The following is a 19,004-nucleotide window of genomic DNA, read 5'->3' as shown; positions in this document are numbered from 1 at the left end:
GCCTTGCGCCCGGCTTAAGACCTGCTCGGACCCCGGGGCGTCGACCCGCCCCGGGGTTAAATACCACATCAACACCCCGTCCGGGGGGGGGCCCCCCCCCCCCGACGACCCCCCGGAAAGACCTTCGCGGGCCGCGCTTCCGTCGACGATGAACTCCACGGTGCCCGCGCCGACGTACCCGCACGCCCGCGCGGCCTCACACGCCGCCCGGCCCATCGCCTCCCGCTGCTCGGGAGTGAGCAGCGGCGACGGGGCCTCCTCGACGATCTTCTGGTGCCGCCGCTGCAGCGAGCACTCCCGCTCACCGAGGTGCACCACGTTGCCACAGGCGTCGGCCAGCACCTGGATCTCGATGTGCCGCGGGGTGGTGATCAACCGCTCGACCAGGAGGGTGTCGTCGCCGAACGAACCGCGCGCCTCGCGGCGGGCCGAGGCGATCGCGTCGGCCAGGTCCTCCGCCCGGTGGACCTCGCGCATGCCCTTGCCGCCGCCACCGGCGGAGGGCTTGAGCAGCACCGGGAACCCGACCTGCTCCACGGCCAGGGCCAGGTCGGCGTCGGAGAGCCCGACCCCGTCCGAGCCCGGGACCACCGGCACCCCGGCCTTGGCCACGGTCTGCTTGGCGCGGATCTTGTCGCCCATCGCCTCGATCGCCGACGACGGCGGGCCGACGAACACGATCCCGGCCGCCTCGCACGCCGCGGCGAACGCGGTGTTCTCGCTCAGGAAGCCGTAGCCGGGGTGGATGGCCTCCGCCCCGGTGGCTTTCGCCGCCTCGATCACGGTGTCGATCGCCAGGTAGGACTCCGACGCGGCCGCGGGACCGAGCCGCACCGCGACGTCCGCGGCGGCGACGTGCGGGGCCCCCGCGTCGGCGTCGGAATACACGGCCACGGACCGGATGCCCAGCGCGCGCAGGGTGCGGATCACCCGGACCGCGATCTCCCCGCGGTTCGCCACGAGCACGGTGGAGAACATCAGCACCCCTCCCCGGACGACGAGCGAGCGGCCCTCTCGCTCACTAGGTACGAGCGAACGCGCCGTTCGCTCATCGACAGTCGGTGCATGTCACTCACATCCGGAAGACGCCGAAGGCCGGGTCGCCCAGCGGGGCGTTCGCGGCGATCGACAGGCTCAGGCCCAGGACCGTGCGGGTGTCGGCGGGGTCGATCACGCCGTCGTCCCAGATCCGGGCGGTGGAGTAGTAGGGGTGGCCCTGCGTCTCGTACTGGGCGCGGATCCGCTCCTTGAGCTCCTCCTGCGCCGCCGCGTCCCCGTTGCCCGCGCCCGACCCGACCGCGCCGAGCACCGTCGCGGCCTGCTCACCACCCATGACTGAGATCCGGGCGTTGGGCCACATGAACAGGAACCGCGGCGAGTACGCCCGCCCGCACATCGCGTAGTTCCCCGCGCCGAACGACCCGCCGATCACCACCGTCAGCTTCGGCACCCGAGTCGACGCGACCGCGGTGACCAGCTTGGCGCCGTTGCGGGCGATGCCGCCGGCCTCGTACTCCCGGCCAACCATGAACCCGGTGATGTTCTGCAGGAACACCAGCGGGATCCCCCGCTGGTCGCACAGCTCGATGAAGTGCGCACCCTTCATGGCCGACTCGGAGAACAGGATCCCGTTGTTGGCGATGATCCCCACCGGGTGGCCGTGGATGTGCGCGAAGCCCGTGACCAGCGTCGTGCCGTACTCCGCCTTGAACTCGTGGAACCGCGACCCGTCCACCACACGCGCGATCACCTCGCGTACGTCGTACGGGATCCGGGAGTCCGTCGGCACCGCCCCGTACAGCTCGCCCGGGTCCACCACCGGCGCCTCGGTCGGCTCCCGCTCCCACGGCGGCGCCACCCGGCCAGATCCACGCGGCCCGAGCGTCCCCACGATCGACCGGACGATCCGCAACGCGTGCGCGTCGTCGTTCGCGAGGTGGTCGGTCACCCCGGAGATCTTCGAGTGCAGGTCCCCGCCGCCCAGCTCCTCGGCCGTGACCACCTCACCGGTCGCCGCCTTCACCAGCGGCGGCCCACCCAGGAAGATCGTCCCCTGGTTGCGGACGATCACCGCCTCGTCGCTCATGGCCGGCACGTACGCCCCGCCCGCGGTGCACGAGCCCAGCACCGCCGCGATCTGCGGGATCCCCTTCCCCGACATCTGCGCCTGGTTGTAGAAGATCCGCCCGAAGTGCTCCCGGTCCGGGAACACCTCGTCCTGCGCCGGCAGGTACGCCCCACCCGAGTCCACCAGGTACACGCACGGCAGCCGGTTGTGCAGCGCCACCTCCTGCGCCCGCAGGTGCTTCTTCACCGTCATCGGGTAGTAGGTGCCCCCCTTGACCGTGGCGTCGTTGGCCACGATCACGCACTCCCGGCCTGCGACCCGCCCGACCCCGGTGATCATCCCCGCGGCCGGCGCATCGCCCCCGTAGAGCCCGTGCGCCGCCAACGGCGACAGCTCCAGGAACGGCGACCCCGGATCCACCAGCGAGTCCACCCGGTCCCGCGGGAGCAGCTTGCCCCGCTCCACGTGCCGCTGCCGCGACCGCTCCGGGCCCCCCAGCCGCGCCGCCGCCAGCTGCGCGTTCAGGTCCGCCACCAGCGACCGGTGCGACTCCGCGTTGCGGGCGAACTGCTCCGCCCCGGGGTCGACCCTGCTGCCCAGCACCGGAGCTGCGGCCCCGGAGCGCCTCGCCACACCCTGCATCTGCCGTCCCTCGTCGGATCGGTTAGCGATCGTTAACCAGGTTAGCGGTCATTAACACGGAGCGCCAGTCCCTCAGGAACGTCACAGCCGCGGGCCCTACGGTGCTCCTCGTGCGCCTGCTGCTGGTGGAGGACGAGCGCCCGCTGGCCGAGATGGTCCGCCGCGGGCTGGCCCGCGAGGGCCACGCGGTCGACGTCCGGCACGACGGCCCGTCGGGCCTGGACGCCGCGATCCAGGGGGGATACGACGTCGTCATCCTCGACATCATGCTCCCCGGCCTGTCCGGGTATCGGATCCTGCAACAGCTCCGGGCCGCCGGCGTGTGGAGCCCGGTGCTGATGCTGACCGCGAAGGACGGCGAGTACGACGAGGCCGACGCCTTCGACCTGGGCGCCGACGACTACCTCACCAAGCCCTTCTCGTTCGTCGTGCTGCTGGCCCGGCTGCGCGCCCTGCAGCGCCGTGCGGGCGACGCCCGGCCGACCGTGCTGTCCGTCGGCGACCTGAAGCTCGACCCGGCCCGGCACCGGGTGCACCGCGGCGACACGGAGATCACCCTGACCCCGCGCGAGTTCGGCGTGCTCGAGCACCTCATGCGACACGCGGGCGAGGTCGTGACCAAGACCGACATCCTGCGCGCGGTCTGGGACGCCCACTACGAGGGCGAGGTCAACGTCGTCGAGGTGTACGTGGGCTACGTCCGCAAGAAGATCGACGCGCCCTTCGGCACGCAGACCATCGAGACGCTGCGCGGCGTGGGCTACCGGATGGTGGAGCCGGCCTGATCAGCGCGCCGGAGGCCGGACCACCGGGATCGGCGCCGTCGGGTTGACGTCCGCGGGCGAGAGGGCGTCGCCGAGCCGGATCGGGACCGACCCGGACGGCCGGACCCGCTCGTCCTCGTGCGTCCCGCGCGGGACCGGCGACGGGCGGGGCACCGGCGCGGTGTCCTGCCCGCGCACCGAGGGCCGCGGGCCGACGGGGACCGGCCGGGTGTCCTCCTCGCGCGGCACCGGCGCGGTCCCCTGCTCGCGGGTGGGCGGGGTGAGGACGGGCAGCGGGCCGGTCGGGCGGTCGTCCCGCAGGTCGTCGGGGTCCGGCACGTCGGACGTCCCGGACCCGGACGGCGGCTCCTCCGGGCCCGGCTCGGGCTCGGCCGACGTCTCGGTGCGGGGCAGCCGCAGCCGGAACAGCGCCCCGCCCAGCGGCGAGTCGAGCACCTCGACGCTGCCGTGGTGCACCGCCACGATCTCCCGGACGATCGCCAGCCCGAGCCCCGCGCCGCCGTCCGACCGGGCGCGGGCCTCGTCGAGCCGCACGAACCGCTCGAAGACGCGGCCGCGCTCCTCGGGCGGGACGCCGGGGCCGTCGTCGGCGACGTCGACCACCGCGTCGGGACCCTCGGCCCGCAGCGTGACCAGCACCCGCGAGTCGGCGTGCCGGCGCGCGTTGTCGACCAGGTTCCGCACGGCCCGGACCAGCTGCGCGCGGTCGCCGGACACCCGGACGGGCTCGGCGCGCACCTCGGGGGCCACGCCGCCGACGTCCGACGGGCGACCGCGCTCGGCCTCCACGATCTCGTCGAGGTCGACGTCCTCGCGCTTGGGCTGCAGCCCGCGCTCGTCGGAGCGGGCGAGCAGGAGCAGCCCGTCGACCAGCCGGTCGAGGCGCCCGGCCTCACCGCGCAGCGTCTGGACGGTCGACGCGTCGGACTCGTCGACCGACCCGGCCAGCAGCTCCAGCCCCGACGCGATCGTGGCGAGCGGGCTGCGCAGCTCGTGGCTGGCGTCGGCGACGAACCGGCGCTGGGTGGCCTGCGCGCTCTCCAGCCGGCCGAGCATCTGGTTCATGGTCTCGGCGAGGCGACCCACCTCGTCGCGCGCCGGCGGGACGGGCACGCGGGTGCCGAGGTCCCGCTCGCTCATGCTCGCCACCCGCGCACGCATCGCCTCGACCGGGCGCAGCGCGCGCCCGGCGAAGAGATAGGTGAAGCCGCCGACCAGCACCACCAGGACCGGGATGCCGACCAGCACCATCGCCAGCACCGTGTCCACGGCACGATGCAGGAAGTCCAGCGGCTGGGCCGCCAGCACGGTGAAGGGCTGGCCGGTCGGCGGGAACTCGAAGCCCATCGCGACGACCAGCACCTCCTCGTGCTTGCCGTCGTCCAGGGTGATCCACGTCGAGTGGACGACCTCGACCTCGTCGGGCTCGGCGAGGACGTCCGACATCAGCGGGTACTGCGGCAACGGGTCCGAGGAGCCGATGTTCTGGATGTCCGGCGGCCGGTCGGGGTCCCGGTTGTAGTTCGTGACCACCTCGACCAGGTCGGACCGCTTGCCGGTGGCCTGGACCGCGTTGCGCTTGACGTCCTCGGTGTCGGCGAAGTTCGCCGCGACCCGTTCGCCGAGCTGGGTGGCCTGCTGGGTGGCGGCGTTGACCAGCTGCATCCGCAGCAGCGCGTTGAGCCCGAGCACCAGGATCGCCCCGGCCACGAGCAGCACGACCCCGACGGTCAGCGCGGCGGCCAGCGCGGTGGTCGTGCGGACCCCGAGCCGCGCGCGCAGCCGGTCCCGCAGCCCGCGGAAGGGGCCCGACGCCCGCGTCGCGGCAGCACCGGACCCGGCGGCGGGGTCCGGGTCGCGGGCCATGGGTCCAGGGTAGGTGGCGCGTCCTGTGCCGGGGCTGAGACGTGGCGTTCCCGTCCCGGTGGTTAGCGGACGTTAACCGCGAGGCGCTACGCTGGCCCGATGGCTGCGCCGCGGGTCGACAACGCGCCCTCCCGGCGCGAGCAGATCCTCCGCACGGCCGCCGTCCTCTTCGCCCGGCACGGCTTCCACGGGGTGAGCATCGCCGAGCTGGGTGCCGCCGTCGGGATCAGCGGGCCGGCGCTGTACCGGCACTTCCCGGGCAAGGAGGCGCTGCTCGCCGAGCTGCTCGTGGACATCAGCGAGCGGCTGCTCGCCGGCGGGCGGGAGCGGGCCACGGGCGAGCCGGACGAGGTGCTGGCCGCGCTCGTCGACTTCCAGCTCGAGTTCGCGCTGCGCGAGCCGGAGCTGATCGTGGTGCAGGACCGGGACCTCGACAACCTGCCCGAGGGGGACCGCCGCCGGGTGCGCCGGCTGCAGCGCACCTACGTCGAGATCTGGGTCGACACGCTGCGCCGGCTGCACCCCGGGCTCGACCCCGACGCCGCACGGGTGGCCGCGCACGGCACGTTCGGCCTGCTCAACTCCACCCCGCACAGCGGCTCACGCGCGGCTCCCGACGAGGTCGCCGGCCTGCTCCGCCGCATGGCGCTCACCGCGCTCACCGCGCTCTGACGCCGGCCAGCCGGGGCGCAGCAGCAGCCGCAGCCCGTTCAGGCAGACCAGCACCGTCGAGAGCTCGTGCCCGGCCACGCCGAGGGCCAGTGGCAGCGTCCCGACCAGGTCCCAGGTCACCAGCCCGGCGATGACGACGGCGGCGAACGCCAGGTTGGCGCGCGCGACCCGGCGGGCCCGGCGGGCCAGGGCGGCCAACGGGGCGAGCGCGCCGAGCGGGTCACGCAGCAGGACGCCGTCGGCCGCCTCGACCGACAGCGTGCCGGCACCCTCGCCGACGGCCAGCCCGACGTGCGCGGTCGCCAGCAGCGGGGCGTCGTTGAGTCCGTCGCCGGCGGCGAGCACCCGCCGGCCGCCGCGCTCGAGCTCCTCGACGGCCGCGGCCTTGTCGGCGGGCAGCAGCCCGGCGTGGACCTCGCCCACCCCGATCCGGTCGCCGACCAGGCGGGCCGGGCCCTCGGCGTCGCCGGTGAGCAGGACGGGCGGCGCGACGGCCCGGCCGACGGCCGCGATCGCGTCCGCGGCGCCGGGGCGGAGCTCGTCGGCGAGCACGAGCAGGCCGGCAGGCACGTCGTCGACGCGCACGACGACCGCGGTGTGACCCTCGCGTTCCGCCGCGCCGACCCGCTCCCGCTCCTCGCCGCCGGTCGGGCGTCCGACCGTGACCACGGCGGTCCCCACCACCGCGCGCACACCCTCGCCGGGCAGGGCGACGAAGTCGCGGACCTCGGGGAGGGGCAGGTTCCGACGGCGGGCCTCGGCGACGACCGCGCGGCCCAGCACGTGCTCCGAGCCCTCCTCCACCGCGGCGGCGAGGGCGAGCAGCTCGCCGGCGGGGCGGCCGTCGAGGGGCTCGACGGCGCGGACCTCCGGGCGGCCGCGGGTGACGGTGCCGGTCTTGTCCAGGGCGACGGCGTCGACCTCGGCCAGCGCCTCGACCACGCCGGCGTCCTTGAGCAGCACGCCGCGCCGGCCTGCGACGGCGACCGCGGCGAGCAGCGGCGGCATCGTCGCGAGCACCACGGCGCAGGGCGAGGCGACGATCATGAAGGTCATCGCGCGGAGCAGCGTCTCCCGGAAGTCGGCGCCGAAGAGCAGCGGCACCACCAGCAGCGCGAGGGCCGCGACCACGACCACCACCGAGTAGCGCTGCTCGACCTTCTCGACGAACAGCTGGCGCTTCGACTTGGTCTCGGCCGCCCGCTCCACCTGCGCGGCGATCCCGGCCACCACCGTGTCCGCCGGGTCCCGGTCGACCCGCACCCGCACCGTCCCGGTGCCGTTGAGCGTGCCGGCGAACACCAGGTCGCCCGGGCCGCGGCGGATCGGCAGCGGCTCGCCGGTGAGGGTGGAGGCGTCGACCTCCGTGGCGCCGTCGCGGACGGCGCCGTCGGCGGGGACCTTCTCCCCGGGCCGCACGACGACCTCGTCCCCGACCGCCAGGTCCGCCGCCCGGACCTGCTCCTCCCGGCCGTCGACGATCCGGTGGGCCGTCTCGGGCGCGAGGTCCAGGAGCCCGGTGATGCTCGCGCGGGTGCGGGCGGTCATCACCGCCTCCAGCGCCCCGGAGCTCGCGAAGATCACGATCAGCAGCGCGCCGTCGAGGTGCTGGCCGATCGCCGCGGCGCCGAGCGCGGCGACGATCATCAGCAGGTCGACGTCGAGGGTCCGCCCGCGCAGCGCCTGCAGCCCGGACCAGGCCGGCTCCCAGCCGCCCGTGACGTAGCAGGCGGCGTAGAGCAGGGCGACGAGCGGCCACGGTGCCCCGAGCAGGTCAGCGGGCACGGCGGCGGCGAAGAAGAGCAGGGCCAGCGCGGCGCTCCGCACCTCGGGCAGCGACAGCATGCGTGAGAACATACCTGCGCATTCACGAAGGTATGCACTCAGATGGGAAGTGATCCTGACACCTGCACGGTCGCTCAGGTGTTCGCTAGACTCGCGGCGTGCACGAGGGCATCCCGGACTTCGCGATGCCGTCCGAGCAGGAGGTCCGCCGGGCGGCCGACTCGCTGCGCCTGCTCGCCGACCCCACCCGCATCAAGATCCTCTGGGCGCTGCTGCAGGGCGAGACCTCGGTGGCCTGCCTCGCCGAGCTGGTCGGCGCAGCCCCCACGGCGGTCAGCCAGCACCTGGCCAAGCTGCGCCTCGCCGGCCTGGTCGAGGGCCGGCGCGAGGGCACGTTCATCTACTACACCGCGGAGAGCGCGCACGTCCGCGCGCTGCTCACCGAGGCGCTGGGGCAGGCGGCGGTCACCACCTGACCGGTCGGCGCTCGCGTTTGCTGCCGGCACCTCGCACGCCGGCCACAGCCGATGCGCCGCACTCCGTTCCGTGCGCCTACCCGTTGGGTACGTCTCTGGCCGCAGACCATGATCGGCGGCTCGGTGCGCTCACGGCTCCTCGTGGAGCAGCCGATGCACGGAAACAGCGATCATGGGAGACGCGGCGGCGATACCTGGTTCGGCGCCCCCCACGACCTGAGCGCTCCCGCGCAGCCGTCGGTGCACCCGAACAGCGATCATGCCGACCCGGGGCCGGTCAGCTGATCCCGTCAGCACCCGAGCAGCGAGCGGCGCTGATCGCCGGCCATGATCACCGCTGCGCTGCGCTCACGGCTCCGGACGAAACCGGCGCTGCACAGAAACAGCGATCATGCCGGCGCGGCGGCAATCCCACCTTGAACCGGCCGGCGCTCCCACGCGTCCGCGGCACCGTGCACCAGCCAGGGCTGAGGTGTCGCCCACCGGTCCCGTGTGCTGCCCGTCGACAGAGCATGATCGTCATTTCGCAGCACTCACAGCTCCGTGCGGAGCCGTCAGTGCAAGAAGACGGCGATCATGCTGGCGACAGTCAGCGCCTGAGCCGGCCGCGCTCAGCGACGGCGGCGGCGGCGGCGCCTCGCACACCAGCCGCGCTCCGGTCCCGTGTGCTGCCGGTCGACGGACCATGATCGCCGAACTGCTGCGCTCACGGCTCGTCAGGAAACCGTCAATGCACGAAGACGGCGATCATGCCGGCGCGACGCCGTCATCACCCGACCTTGCCGGCGCTCGTACTCACCGCCGACACCTCGCACGACAGCACAGCCGAAAGGACGCGTACCGGTCCGGTGTCGCCAGCCGGCAGACCATGATCGCTGACCTTCTGCGCTCACGGCTCGTCATGGCGCACGGAGATGGCGATCATGCCAGCGCGACGCCGTCACCACCCGACCTGCCGGCGTACGCACACAGCCTCGGCACCTCGCGCATCGGGCGCGCATCGATCCCCTGTGCTGCCCGGTTGACGGAGCATGATCGTCATTTTGCTGCGCTCACAGCTCCTTTCGGAACCGTCAGTGCACTGAATCGGCGATCATGCTGGCGGCAGTCGGCGCCTGAGCCCGCCGGCGCTCGGGCACAGCGTCGATATCTCGCACACCAGCCAGAGCTGATGTGCCGCCCTCCGATCGGTGAGCCGCCGACGATGATCGCCGATACGCTGCGCTGACGGCTCCTCACGAGACCGTCGGTGCAACCGAACAGTGATCATGACGGTGGCGATCACCACTGGACCCGTCGGCAGCTCGCACACCAGCCGGAACTCGCGGCTCCTCGAAGTACCGTCTGTGCACGGAGACAGTCATCACTTCAGCCCGGCGGCGATACCTGTCCGGCGTCCTCCGCGTCCGCTGCACGCACGAGGAGCCGCCTGTGCACCCGAACAGCGATCATGCAGACGTCGAGCACGCCGCCACCCCTCACCGACCCGAGCGGATGGTCGGCGGCTCCCCGGTGGTGCCCCGGTTGACGCCGGTCAGGCCCCGCTTCCGCGGGTCGCCGCCGTAGGCAGCATGGATGCGGGGGCCGGCCGCGGTGAGCCCGCCGTCGACCGTGATCTCCTCGCCCGTCACGAAGCGGGAGGCGTCGTCGCACAGGAAGGCGATCACCTCGGCGACGTCCTCGGGCCGCCCCACCTCCGGCCACGGCTGCACCCCGTCGAGTGCCCGCGCCGGGTCCCGCCCGACCAGCGGCGTCGCGATCACGCCCGGGCACACCGCGTTGACCCGGATCCGGTCCTCCGCCAGTTCGACGGCCGCGACCCGGGTCAGGTTCAGCACCGCCGCCTTCGCCGCCGAGTAGGCCTGCGGCCCGGCCCCGCCGCCGTAGGCCGCAATCGAGGCGACGTTGACGATCGCCCCGCCGCCCCCGGCTGCGCGGATGGCCCGCGCCCCGTGCTTGACGCCGAGGAACACCCCGCGGACCAGCACCGCGAACGTGTAGTCCCAGTCCTCGACGGCGAGGTCGGTGAGCGCGCCGAATGCCCCGCCCACGCCGGCGTTGTTGACCACGGCGTCGATCCGGCCGTACTCGGCCACGCACCGCGCGACGGCCGCCTCGACCTGCGCCTCCTCGGCCACGTCGACGCGCTCGAAGGCCGCGCCCAGCTCGGCGGCCGCCCGCAGTCCGGTCTCCGGGTTGAGGTCGGCGAGCAGCACCGACCACCCCGCGGCCCGCAGCCGGGCGACGGTGGCGCGGCCGATCCCGCTGCCCCCTCCCGTGACGAGGGCGGCGGGGGCACAGTCCGGCTCGCTCATGCCCCGGACCGTATCCGTCGACGATCAGCGACTGCGCGTCATACCGACGGCTACGCGCTGTCTTCTTTGGTCGGAAAACCCCCGGCCCGGGCCGATCGGCTTCCTACAGTGGGCGGGTGACCGAGCCGACGCGTCCCGCCACCCCGGTGGGATCGCGGCGGGACGTGGCCGTGAACGCGCTGCTCGTCGCGGTGGTCGGCGGCGTCGGGGTGGCGACGACGGGGCCGGACGGCCTGGTCGGGACGCCCTGGCGGGTGGCGGGCCTGGTGCTCGGCGTGGCCGGGTTCGCCGCGGTGTTCTGGCGGCGCCGGGCCCGCACCGCGTTCGGGGTGGTGGCGGTGCTGGTCGGCGCGGTCTCCCCGGTGGCGACCTACCTGCCGTTGATCGGCGTGTACACGGTGGCGAGCGGGCTCGCGTGGCGGCGCATCGTGCCGGTCGTCGTGCTGGCGCTCGGCGGCGCGGTCCTGACCCTCACCCGCGGCGTGCCGGACACCGGCGCACGCGTCACGCTGCTCGTCGGCGCCTTCGGGATGCTGCTCGCGGCCACGGCGTTCGGGCTGTTCACGGGCACCCAGCGCCGGCTCGTCGCCGGGCTGCGGGAGCGGGCCGAGCGGGCCGAGGCCGACCAGGCGGAACGCACCGAGCGGATCCGGCTCGCCGAGCGCCGGCGGATCGCCGGCGAGATGCACGACGTCCTCGGGCACCGGTTGTCCCTGCTCTCCGTGCACGCAGGCGCCCTGGAGCTGCGCCCGGACCTCTCGCCGGAGACCGTGCGCAGCACGGCGGCGGTGCTGCGCGGCGCCACCCACGAGGCCATGGGCGACCTGCGCAAGATCGTGCTGGTGCTGCGCGAGCCGGTGGGCGAGCTCGGCGGGATCGACCAGCGGCGGGAGGACCTCGACGCCGTCGTCGAGCTGGTCGAGCTGGCTCGGCACGCGGGCACGGAGGTCCGGCTCGACCTGCCCGGTGGGCTCCGCGCCGAGCCGCCCCGCGCCGGCCTCGCCCGGACCGCGTACCGCGTCGTCCGGGAAGGACTGACGAACGCCCGCCGGCACGCCGCCGGCGCCCCGGTCACGATCACCCTCCGCGGCGGCGACGAACTGGTGGTCGAGGTGATCAGCGGCCAGGGCCTCCCGGAGAGCCCGCCCGGCTCCGGGACCGGCCTCATCTCGCTGCGCGAGCGGGTGGAGACCGTGACCGGCGGGGTTCTCGAGCACGGGCCCACCACCGACGGCGGCTGGCGCCTGACCGCACGGATGCCCTGGGAGGACGGGTGACCGCGGGGACGGAGGCGGAGGAGATCCGGGTCCTGCTCGTCGACGACGACGCCATGGTCCGGGCCGGCCTGCGGCTCATGCTCGACGGGCACGCCCTGACCGGGCCGCCCGCGCGCCGGATCGTGGTGGTGGGCGACGCCGCCGACGGCGACGAGGTGCCCGCCGCAGTCGCCGCGGGCCGGCCCGACGTGGTCCTCATGGACCTGCGGATGCCGCGGTGCAACGGCGTCACGGCCACCGAACGGCTGACCGCGCGGCCGGGCGCGCCCCGCGTCGTCGTGCTGACGACCTTCGACGCCGACGAGCACGTCCTGCGCGCGCTACGGGCGGGGGCGAGCGGGTTCCTGCTGAAGGACGCGGCCCCGGCCGGGATCGTCGACACCGTGCGCGCCGCGGCCGACGGCGACGCCGTGCTCTCCCCGGCGATCACGCGGCGGCTGATCTGGCTGGTCACCGGGCCGTCGCCGTCCGCGGACCGGCGGCGCGCCGCCCTCGCCCGGCTCGACCTGCTGGGCGGGCGCGAGCGGGAGGTCGCCGAGGCCGTGGCCCGCGGCGGGTCCAACGCCGCCATCGCCGCCGAGCTGTTCATGAGCGTGGCGACGGTGAAGACGTACGTCTCGCGGATCCTGCGGACGCTCGACCTGGACAACCGCGTGCAGATCGCGCTGCTGGTCCGCGACGCCCGGGACTCCTAGCCGAGCAACCCCGGGGCGTCCCCTAGGGGATCCCCGTCAACTTTGGTCGATCGGTTGGGGACTTTCTCCGGATTCGCGGATCGGCGACGGGCGGCAGGGTGGAACCCGTGCTGCTGCGCCCGCCGCCATCGGTGCGGTGGACGGTGGGAGGTCCCGGGGAGCGCCACGACGGGGCGGAGGACCGGTCCCACCGGCCGGGGGGAGGCGACGGGCGCGGCAGCCGCTCCGGCCGGGGGGAACCGCCGGAGGGTGCCGAGCGTGGGGGTACGGGCGGTGGGGATGCGGACCGTGGGGACGGTCGTCGACGTACCGGGGGCCGAGCTGCCCGCCGCCGAGCTGCCCTGTCACGGGCCCGGCGGCGGGCTGTGGTTCGCCGACGACCCCGCCGACCTGGACCGCGCGAAGGCCGCGTGCCGCGGCTGCCCCATGCGGGCCGAGTGCCTGGCCGGGGCGCTGCGGCGGCGCGAGCCGTGGGGCGTGTGGGGCGGCGAGATCTTCCAGGAGGGCGTGGTCGTGCCCGTCAAGCGCCGCCCCGGCCGCCCACGCAAGCACCCTCGCTGACCCAGCTCACGCGGGGTCGTGAGCGTCCAGTGCCCTTCTAGGGGCAGTGGGCGCTCACGGCCTGGCGGGCGGACATCGGGTCCGGGGCGGCGCAGGCGGCCGCGGCCAGGGCCCGGCACCGCTCCAGGGTGAGGCCGGCGAGCGAGGCGCCGACCGCGGCCAGCGCGCCCGAGCCCATCGAGAGCGTCGCGACGCCCAGGCCCACCAGCACGGGGGCGAGGGCGGGATCGGCCGCGGCCTCCCCGCACACCCCGACCGGGACCCCGGTCTCCGCGGAGGCCTCGCCCAGCATCCGGATCAGCCGGAGCAGCGCGGGCTGCCACGGGTCGTTGAGCGCGGCGACCGGGCCGGACTGGCGGTCCGCCGCGAAGAGGTACTGGGCCAGGTCGTTCGTGCCGACGGACACGAAGTCCACCTCGGCCATGATCTCCCGGGCCACCAGCACGGCCGCCGGGATCTCGATCATCACTCCCGCGCTGGTGATCCCGTGTGCGCGGCAGCGCTGCACGAAGAACCGGGCCTCCTCGGCGGTGGCGACCATCGGCGCCATCACCTTCAGCTCGGCGCCGGTCTCCTTCGCCGCCGCGGCCAGCCCGGCGAGCTGGCGCTCCAGGACGTCGGCGCCGTTCCCGGGCACCCGCGCGATCCGCAGCCCGCGCACGCCCAGCGCCGGGTTGGGCTCGCCCTCCAGGGTCAGGAAGGGCAACGGCTTGTCGGCGCCGGCGTCGAGCGTGCGGGCGGTCACCGGCTTGCCGGCGAAGGCGCCGAGCACGCCGTCGTAGACCTCGCGCTGGCGCTTCTCCGAGGGCTCCTCGGCCGCGGAGAGGAAGGCGAGCTCGGTGCGGAACAGGCCCACCCCCTGGGCCCGCCGCTCGGCCGCCGCGGCGGCACCGTCGGCGTCGCCGACGTTGGCGAGCAGCGGGACGAGGTGCCCGTCGGCGGTCCGGCCGACACCGTCCCACTCCACCGCCTCGACCGCCTCGACGATCACGGCCGCCTCCTCGGCGGAGCCGACCTCCTCGACGGTGCCGGTGGTCCCGTCGACCACGACGAAGCCGTCCTCGACCAGTTCCCGCGCCCCCGCGCACCCGACGACAGCCGGGATGCCCAGCGAGCGGGCGAGGATCGCGGTGTGACTGGTCGGTCCGCCCTGCTCGGTCACGAGCGCGAGCGCGATGCCCGGCCGCAGGCCCGCGGTGTCGGCGGGCGCGAGGTCGGCGGCGACCAGGACGGCGGGCTCGGCCAGGTCGGCCACGCCCGGCGCGGGCAGGCCCTGCAGCTCGGCGACGATCCGGTCGCGGACGTCGCGGACGTCGGTCGCGCGCTCGCCCATGTAACCGCCCATCGCGGCGAGCATGTCGGCGAAGGTGTTCGCCGCCTCCCAGACCGCGCGGGGCGCGGGGCGGCTGCTCTCACGCACGAGGTTCTCGGCGTTCTCGAGCAGGGCCGGGTCGCCCACCATCGTGATCGTCGCCTCGAGGACGTCCTTCGCGTCGCCGGACGCGGCGTCGGCGCGGGCCTGCAGGCGGGCGGACACGACCTCCATCGCGGGTCCGATTCGGCCCGCTTCGGTGTCCGGATCGGTGGGAACGGGCCCGACCGGAGGCTCGCCCGGGGCATCGGCGACGCGCACGACGCGTCCTCCCGCACGCCCGGGACTGGCAGGGATGCCGTTCAGCTGCATTGCGAACTCCCTCGATCCGTTCGGATGACTTCGACGTGACCCGTTGACGAACACCAGTAAAACCCACATACTCGGAAACAAGCAAGCCGATTCGGGCACCGATCCGGGAGCGAACGAAGATGTACGCAGCGGAACGTCAGCAGTGGCTCCTCACCCGTACCCGCGACGCGGGCCGGGTCGACGTCGGTGCCGTGGCCGAGGAGCTGCAGGTCACGCCGGAGACCATCCGGCGCGACCTCGGCACCCTGGAGCGCCAGGGCCTCGTCCGCCGGGTGCACGGCGGCGCCATCCCCGCCGACCGCCTCGACTTCGAGCCCGCCATCGGCCAGCGCGACGCCGTGGCCGGCCCGGAGAAGGAGCGCATCGCCAAGGCCGCCCTCGCCGAGCTCGAGGGCTGCCTGACCGTCCTGCTCGACGCGGGCACCACCACGGCCCGGCTCGCCTCGGTCCTGCCGACCGACCGCGAGCTGACCGTCGTCACCAACTCACTGCCGATCGCCTCGATGCTCGCCACCCGGCCGAACGTCGTGCTGCGGCTGCTGGGCGGGCGGGTCCGTGGCACCACGATGGCGGCGGTCGACGACTGGATGACCGACACCCTGGCCACCCTCACCGTCGACGTCGCGTTCGTCGGCACCAACGGCTTCTCCCCGGAGCGCGGGCTCACCACGCCCGACCCGGCCGAGGCGGCGGCCAAGCGGGCCATGATCGCCGCCGCCCGCCGCGCCGTCGTCCTGGCCGACGCCGCGAAGTACGGCACCGACCAGTTCGTGCGCTTCGCGCGGCTGGACCAGGTCGACGCCCTGGTCACCGACACCGCGCTCGACGACGCCGCCACCGCCGCCATCGAGGCCGCGGGGCCCCGGGTCGTCCGGGCCTGATCCACCGACTCCGACCGACCGACTTCACGAGGAGGTGAAGCCTTGATCGTCACCGTCACTCCCAACCCCAGCCTCGACCGGACCGTCGAGCTGGCCGGGCTGGTCCGCGGCGAGGTGCACCGCGCCCTGTCCGTGCGGCTGGACCCGGGCGGCAAGGGCGTCAACGTCGCCCGCGCCCTCACCCGCGCCGGCGTCGACGCCCTCGCGGTGCTGCCCTCGGGCCGCGCCCCGGGCGGGCGGCTCAACGGCCTGCTCGACGCCCTGGGCGTCCCCGCCGTCACCGTGCCGATCCACGGCGCCACCCGCTCCAACATCACGCTCGTGGAGCCGGACGGCACCACGACGAAGATCAACGAGAGCGGCCCGGTGCTCACGCCCGAGGAGGTCGAGGAGGTCACCGAGCAGGCCGTGGCCCGCTCCCGCGGCGCCGACTGGCTGGTGACCTGCGGGTCGCTGCCCGAGGGCATGCCCGTGGATTTCCACGCCACCCTCGTCCGGCGGGCCGGCACCCGGACCGCCGTGGACACCAGCGGGGCCCCGCTCGCCGCCGCCGTCGCGGCGCGGCCGGACCTGGTCAAGCCCAACCACGAGGAGCTGGCCGAGCTGGTCGGCCGGCCCCTCGCCAGCCTCGGCGACGTCCTCGCCGCGGCCCGCGAGCTCCGTGCCGGCGGTGTCGGCGCGGTCCTGGTCAGCCTGGGCGCGGGCGGCGCCCTGCTGGTCGAGGAGTCCGGCGAGTACCACGCCGCGACCCCGCCCGTGACCGTGCGCAGCACGGTCGGCGCCGGCGACGCCACCCTGGCCGGGTTCCTGGCCGCCGGGGGCGCCGGACCGGACGCCCTGGTCCGCGCCGTGGCGTACGGCGCCGCGGCCTGCCGCCTGCCGGGCAGCGAGATGCCCGGACCCCACGAGCTCCCGCTCGCCGACGTCCGCATCGGAAACCCGCACGCCGACCTCGTCCTCACCGGAGATGCCGCATGACCGAGCAGTCCGCCCTGATCACCGCCGATCTCGTCGACCTCGACCTCCCGTCCGCCGACCGCCGCGCCGCGGTCGGGGCGCTGGCCGAGCGGCTGCAGAAGGCGGGCCGGGTCACCGACCTGGCGCAGTTCCTCGCCGACATCGAGGCCCGCGAGCAGCAGATGCCGACGGGGCTCGAGGGTGGCATCGGCATCCCGCACTGCCGGTCCGCCGCCGTCACCGTGCCGAGCCTCGCGTTCGGCCGCAGCACCGCCGGCGTCGACTTCGGCGCCGAGGACGGGCCCGCCCGGCTCGTCTTCATGATCGCCGCGCCCGAGGGCGGCGACACCGACCACATGACGGTGCTGGCCGCGCTGGCCCGCCGCCTGGTCCGCAAGGCGTTCAAGGACGAGCTCCTCGGCGCGACCGACGCCGGGCACGTCGCCGACTACATCCGGAAGGAGGTCGGCGCGTGAAGCTGCTGGCCGTCACCGCGTGCCCGACGGGCATCGCGCACACCTACATGGCCGCCGAGGCCCTCGAGGTCGCGGCGGAGGAGGCCGGGCACGAGATCGTCGTCGAGACGCAGGGCTCGGCCGGCTCCACCCCGTTCACCCCGGAGCAGCTCGCCGAGGCCGACGCGATCATCCTCGCGGCGGACGTCGAGGTCCGGGACAAGGACCGCTTCGCCCACCTGCCCACGGTGACCGCCGGGGTGAAGAAGGCGATCGGCGGGGCACCGGGCCTGATCGAGCAGGCCGTCGCCGCGGCCGAGGCGGCGCCGAAGGGCTCGGCGCCGGCCGGCGCCGAGCCGCAGCTCGCGGTCAAGCAGACCGGCCCCGGGACCGCGTCGAAGGTCCGCGGCTGGCTGATGACCGGCGTCTCGTACGTCATCCCGTTCGTCGCGGCGGGTGGCCTGCTGATCGCCCTGGGCTTCGCCCTCGGCGGCTACCAGATCACCGACGCCCCGTCGGTCACCGAGAGCTTCTCCTGGACCTCGCACACCAGCTGGGCGGCGCTGCTGTTCCAGCTCGGCTCGCTGGCCTTCGGCCTGCTCGTGCCGGTGCTGTCCGGGTTCATCGCCTACGCGATCGCCGACCGGCCCGCGCTCGTGCCCGGCTTCGTCGGCGGCCTGGTCGCCGTCGAGGTCGGTGCCGGCTTCATCGGCGGCCTCGCCTCCGGCCTGCTCGCCGGTGGCCTCATCTTCTGGATGAAGAAGTGGAAGGCTCCCAAGGCGATCGCCGGGATCATGCCGGTGCTGGTGCTGCCGCTGCTCGGCACGGCGATCATCGGCGGGATCATGTTCGTGGTGATCGGGCAACCGCTCGCCGCCGTCACGACCGGCCTCACCGACTGGCTCAACGGCCTGTCCGGCAGCAACGCGATCCTGCTCGGCGCCCTGCTCGGCCTGATGATGGCCTTCGACATGGGCGGCCCGGTGAACAAGGCCGCCTACGCCTTCGCCGTCGCCGGGCTGTCCACCAACTCGCAGACCGCGCTGCTGATCATGGCCTCCGTGATGGCCGCCGGCATGACCCCGCCGCTGGCCATGGCGCTGGCCACCACCGTCCGCAAGAAGCTGTTCACCGAGGCCGAGCGCGAGAACGGCCGGGCCGCCTGGCTGCTCGGGGCCTCGTTCATCACCGAGGGCGCGATCCCCTTCGCGGCCGCCGACCCGCTACGCGTCATCCCGTCGCTCATGGCCGGGTCCGCCGTGACCGGTGCCCTGTCGATGGCCTTCGGCTCCACGCTGCGGGCCCCGCACGGCGGCATCTTCGTGGTCCCGCTGATCGGCAACCCGTTCGGCTACCTGGTCGCGATCGTCATCGGGACGCTCGTCTCCGCGGCCATCGTGATCGTCCTCAAGTCGGTGGGCCAGAAGAAGGCCGCCGCGACCACCGAGTCCACGTCGGCGCCCCGCGCCGCCGCCCACGCCTGATCGTCGAAGGAGAGATCGTCATGGCCGAGCGCCGCGTCAAGGTCGGGTCGTCCGTGGGGCTGCACGCCCGCCCCGCCAACCTGTTCTGCAAGGCCGCCGGGCAGCAGCCCGCGAAGGTCACCATCGCCGCGGGCGACCGCGGTCCGGTCGACGCCCGGAGCATCCTCTCGGTGCTGGGGCTGGGCGTGAACTCCGGTGAGGAGGTCGTCCTCAGCAGCTCCGACGACGCCGACGGCGAGGCCTCGCTCGACGCACTGGCCGAGCTGCTCGCCACCGACCTGGACGCCGTCCCGAGCTGACCTGCGGCTCCGCCGCCCGTGCGCGGTAAGTGGTGCTCTGGCACCACTTACCGCGCCCCGCCGGGTCGACCGGCAAGTCAACCGCGGGGTACGGCCGCCCCC

General features: G+C 74.6%; 18 protein-coding genes. 12 read left to right on the top strand and 6 right to left on the bottom strand.

What is annotated here, in order from left to right; genetic code table 11:
- On the bottom strand, positions 1-978 hold a 978-nt coding region (locus AB0B41_RS22310), incomplete at its 3' end, for a biotin carboxylase N-terminal domain-containing protein (RefSeq protein WP_358206258.1).
- 94 nt (positions 979-1,072) lie between these two features.
- Positions 1,073-2,710 (bottom strand): carboxyl transferase domain-containing protein, encoded by a 1,638-nt coding sequence (locus AB0B41_RS22305; protein ID WP_358206256.1) that lies wholly within the window; start codon positions 2,708-2,710, stop codon positions 1,073-1,075.
- A gap of 110 nt (positions 2,711-2,820) precedes the next feature.
- Here AB0B41_RS22305 and AB0B41_RS22300 point away from each other — a divergent pair, with 110 nt between their 5' ends.
- Positions 2,821-3,495: a response regulator transcription factor gene (locus AB0B41_RS22300; RefSeq protein WP_037045391.1), complete on the top strand. Its 675-nt coding sequence runs from the start codon at positions 2,821-2,823 to the stop codon at positions 3,493-3,495.
- Here AB0B41_RS22300 and AB0B41_RS22295 read toward each other — a convergent pair whose 3' ends face one another.
- Positions 3,496-5,361 carry a HAMP domain-containing sensor histidine kinase gene (locus tag AB0B41_RS22295; protein ID WP_358206253.1) on the bottom strand — a complete coding sequence of 622 codons (1,866 nt, stop codon included), beginning with the start codon at positions 5,359-5,361 and terminating at the stop codon, positions 3,496-3,498. It lies immediately after the preceding gene.
- A gap of 99 nt (positions 5,362-5,460) precedes the next feature.
- Here AB0B41_RS22295 and AB0B41_RS22290 point away from each other — a divergent pair, with 99 nt between their 5' ends.
- Positions 5,461-6,033, top strand: coding sequence for a TetR/AcrR family transcriptional regulator (locus tag AB0B41_RS22290; protein ID WP_358206251.1), 573 nt, complete (start codon positions 5,461-5,463; stop codon positions 6,031-6,033).
- Here the strand turns inward: AB0B41_RS22290 and AB0B41_RS22285 are convergent.
- Entirely contained in the window at positions 5,962-7,878 is a 1,917-nt protein-coding gene (locus AB0B41_RS22285; RefSeq protein WP_358206249.1) for a heavy metal translocating P-type ATPase, read from the bottom strand. The two genes, AB0B41_RS22290 and AB0B41_RS22285, sit on opposite strands and share 72 nt — an antisense overlap.
- A gap of 98 nt (positions 7,879-7,976) precedes the next feature.
- On the opposite strand from AB0B41_RS22285, the gene AB0B41_RS22280 reads away from it, so the two are divergent.
- Entirely contained in the window at positions 7,977-8,294 is a 318-nt protein-coding gene (locus AB0B41_RS22280; protein ID WP_037045210.1) for a metalloregulator ArsR/SmtB family transcription factor, read from the top strand.
- Between the two features lie 685 nt (positions 8,295-8,979).
- Entirely contained in the window at positions 8,980-9,522 is a 543-nt protein-coding gene (locus tag AB0B41_RS22275) for a hypothetical protein (RefSeq protein ID WP_358206247.1), read from the top strand.
- A gap of 250 nt (positions 9,523-9,772) precedes the next feature.
- Here AB0B41_RS22275 and AB0B41_RS22270 read toward each other — a convergent pair whose 3' ends face one another.
- Entirely contained in the window at positions 9,773-10,609 is an 837-nt protein-coding gene (locus tag AB0B41_RS22270; protein WP_358206245.1) for an SDR family oxidoreductase, read from the bottom strand.
- Positions 10,610-10,725: 116 nt separating this feature from the next.
- On the opposite strand from AB0B41_RS22270, the gene AB0B41_RS22265 reads away from it, so the two are divergent.
- The 3 genes from AB0B41_RS22265 (at position 10,726) to AB0B41_RS22255 (ending at position 13,142) form a co-directional block, all read left to right on the top strand.
- Positions 10,726-11,886 (top strand): histidine kinase, encoded by a 1,161-nt coding sequence (locus AB0B41_RS22265; RefSeq protein ID WP_358206243.1) that lies wholly within the window; start codon positions 10,726-10,728, stop codon positions 11,884-11,886.
- Positions 11,883-12,581, top strand: a complete 699-nt coding sequence (locus tag AB0B41_RS22260) for a response regulator transcription factor (protein ID WP_358206241.1) — start codon at positions 11,883-11,885, stop codon at positions 12,579-12,581. The genes AB0B41_RS22265 and AB0B41_RS22260 overlap by 4 nt, the downstream gene beginning before the upstream one ends.
- Before the next feature lie 279 nt (positions 12,582-12,860).
- Positions 12,861-13,142 (top strand): WhiB family transcriptional regulator, encoded by a 282-nt coding sequence (locus AB0B41_RS22255; RefSeq protein WP_358206286.1) that lies wholly within the window; start codon positions 12,861-12,863, stop codon positions 13,140-13,142.
- A gap of 37 nt (positions 13,143-13,179) precedes the next feature.
- On the opposite strand, the gene ptsP is transcribed toward AB0B41_RS22255, so the two are convergent.
- On the bottom strand, positions 13,180-14,826 hold the full coding sequence (gene ptsP / locus AB0B41_RS22250; RefSeq protein WP_358206239.1) for a phosphoenolpyruvate--protein phosphotransferase: 1,647 nt from the start codon (positions 14,824-14,826) through the stop codon (positions 13,180-13,182).
- A 119-nt stretch (positions 14,827-14,945) separates the two neighbouring features.
- Here ptsP and AB0B41_RS22245 point away from each other — a divergent pair, with 119 nt between their 5' ends.
- Genes AB0B41_RS22245 through AB0B41_RS22225 form a run of 5 tightly spaced genes read left to right on the top strand, consistent with a single transcriptional unit; the run spans position 14,946 to position 18,902 of the window.
- A complete protein-coding gene (locus AB0B41_RS22245; protein WP_358206236.1) occupies positions 14,946-15,707 on the top strand; it encodes a DeoR/GlpR family DNA-binding transcription regulator in 762 nt (253 codons plus the stop codon).
- Between the two features lie 42 nt (positions 15,708-15,749).
- Positions 15,750-16,685, top strand: coding sequence for a 1-phosphofructokinase (gene pfkB / locus AB0B41_RS22240; RefSeq protein WP_358206234.1), 936 nt, complete (start codon positions 15,750-15,752; stop codon positions 16,683-16,685).
- On the top strand, positions 16,682-17,140 hold the full coding sequence (locus AB0B41_RS22235; protein WP_358206232.1) for a fructose PTS transporter subunit IIA: 459 nt from the start codon (positions 16,682-16,684) through the stop codon (positions 17,138-17,140). Before pfkB ends, AB0B41_RS22235 begins: the two co-directional genes overlap by 4 nt.
- The gene (locus AB0B41_RS22230) at positions 17,137-18,603 is read left to right on the top strand and encodes a fructose-specific PTS transporter subunit EIIC (RefSeq protein ID WP_358206229.1); all 1,467 of its coding nucleotides are present in this window, start codon (positions 17,137-17,139) and stop codon (positions 18,601-18,603) included. The genes AB0B41_RS22235 and AB0B41_RS22230 overlap by 4 nt, the downstream gene beginning before the upstream one ends.
- Before the next feature lie 20 nt (positions 18,604-18,623).
- Positions 18,624-18,902: an HPr family phosphocarrier protein gene (locus tag AB0B41_RS22225; protein WP_358206227.1), complete on the top strand. Its 279-nt coding sequence runs from the start codon at positions 18,624-18,626 to the stop codon at positions 18,900-18,902.
- Positions 18,903-19,004 lie beyond the last annotated feature (102 nt).

It is taken from the genome of Pseudonocardia sp. NPDC049154 (assembly GCF_040648315.1).
Classification (GTDB): Bacteria; Actinomycetota; Actinomycetes; order Mycobacteriales; family Pseudonocardiaceae; genus Pseudonocardia.
The sequence above is the reverse complement of the archived record's forward strand: the minus strand, read 5'-3'. Positions and strand labels throughout refer to the sequence as shown.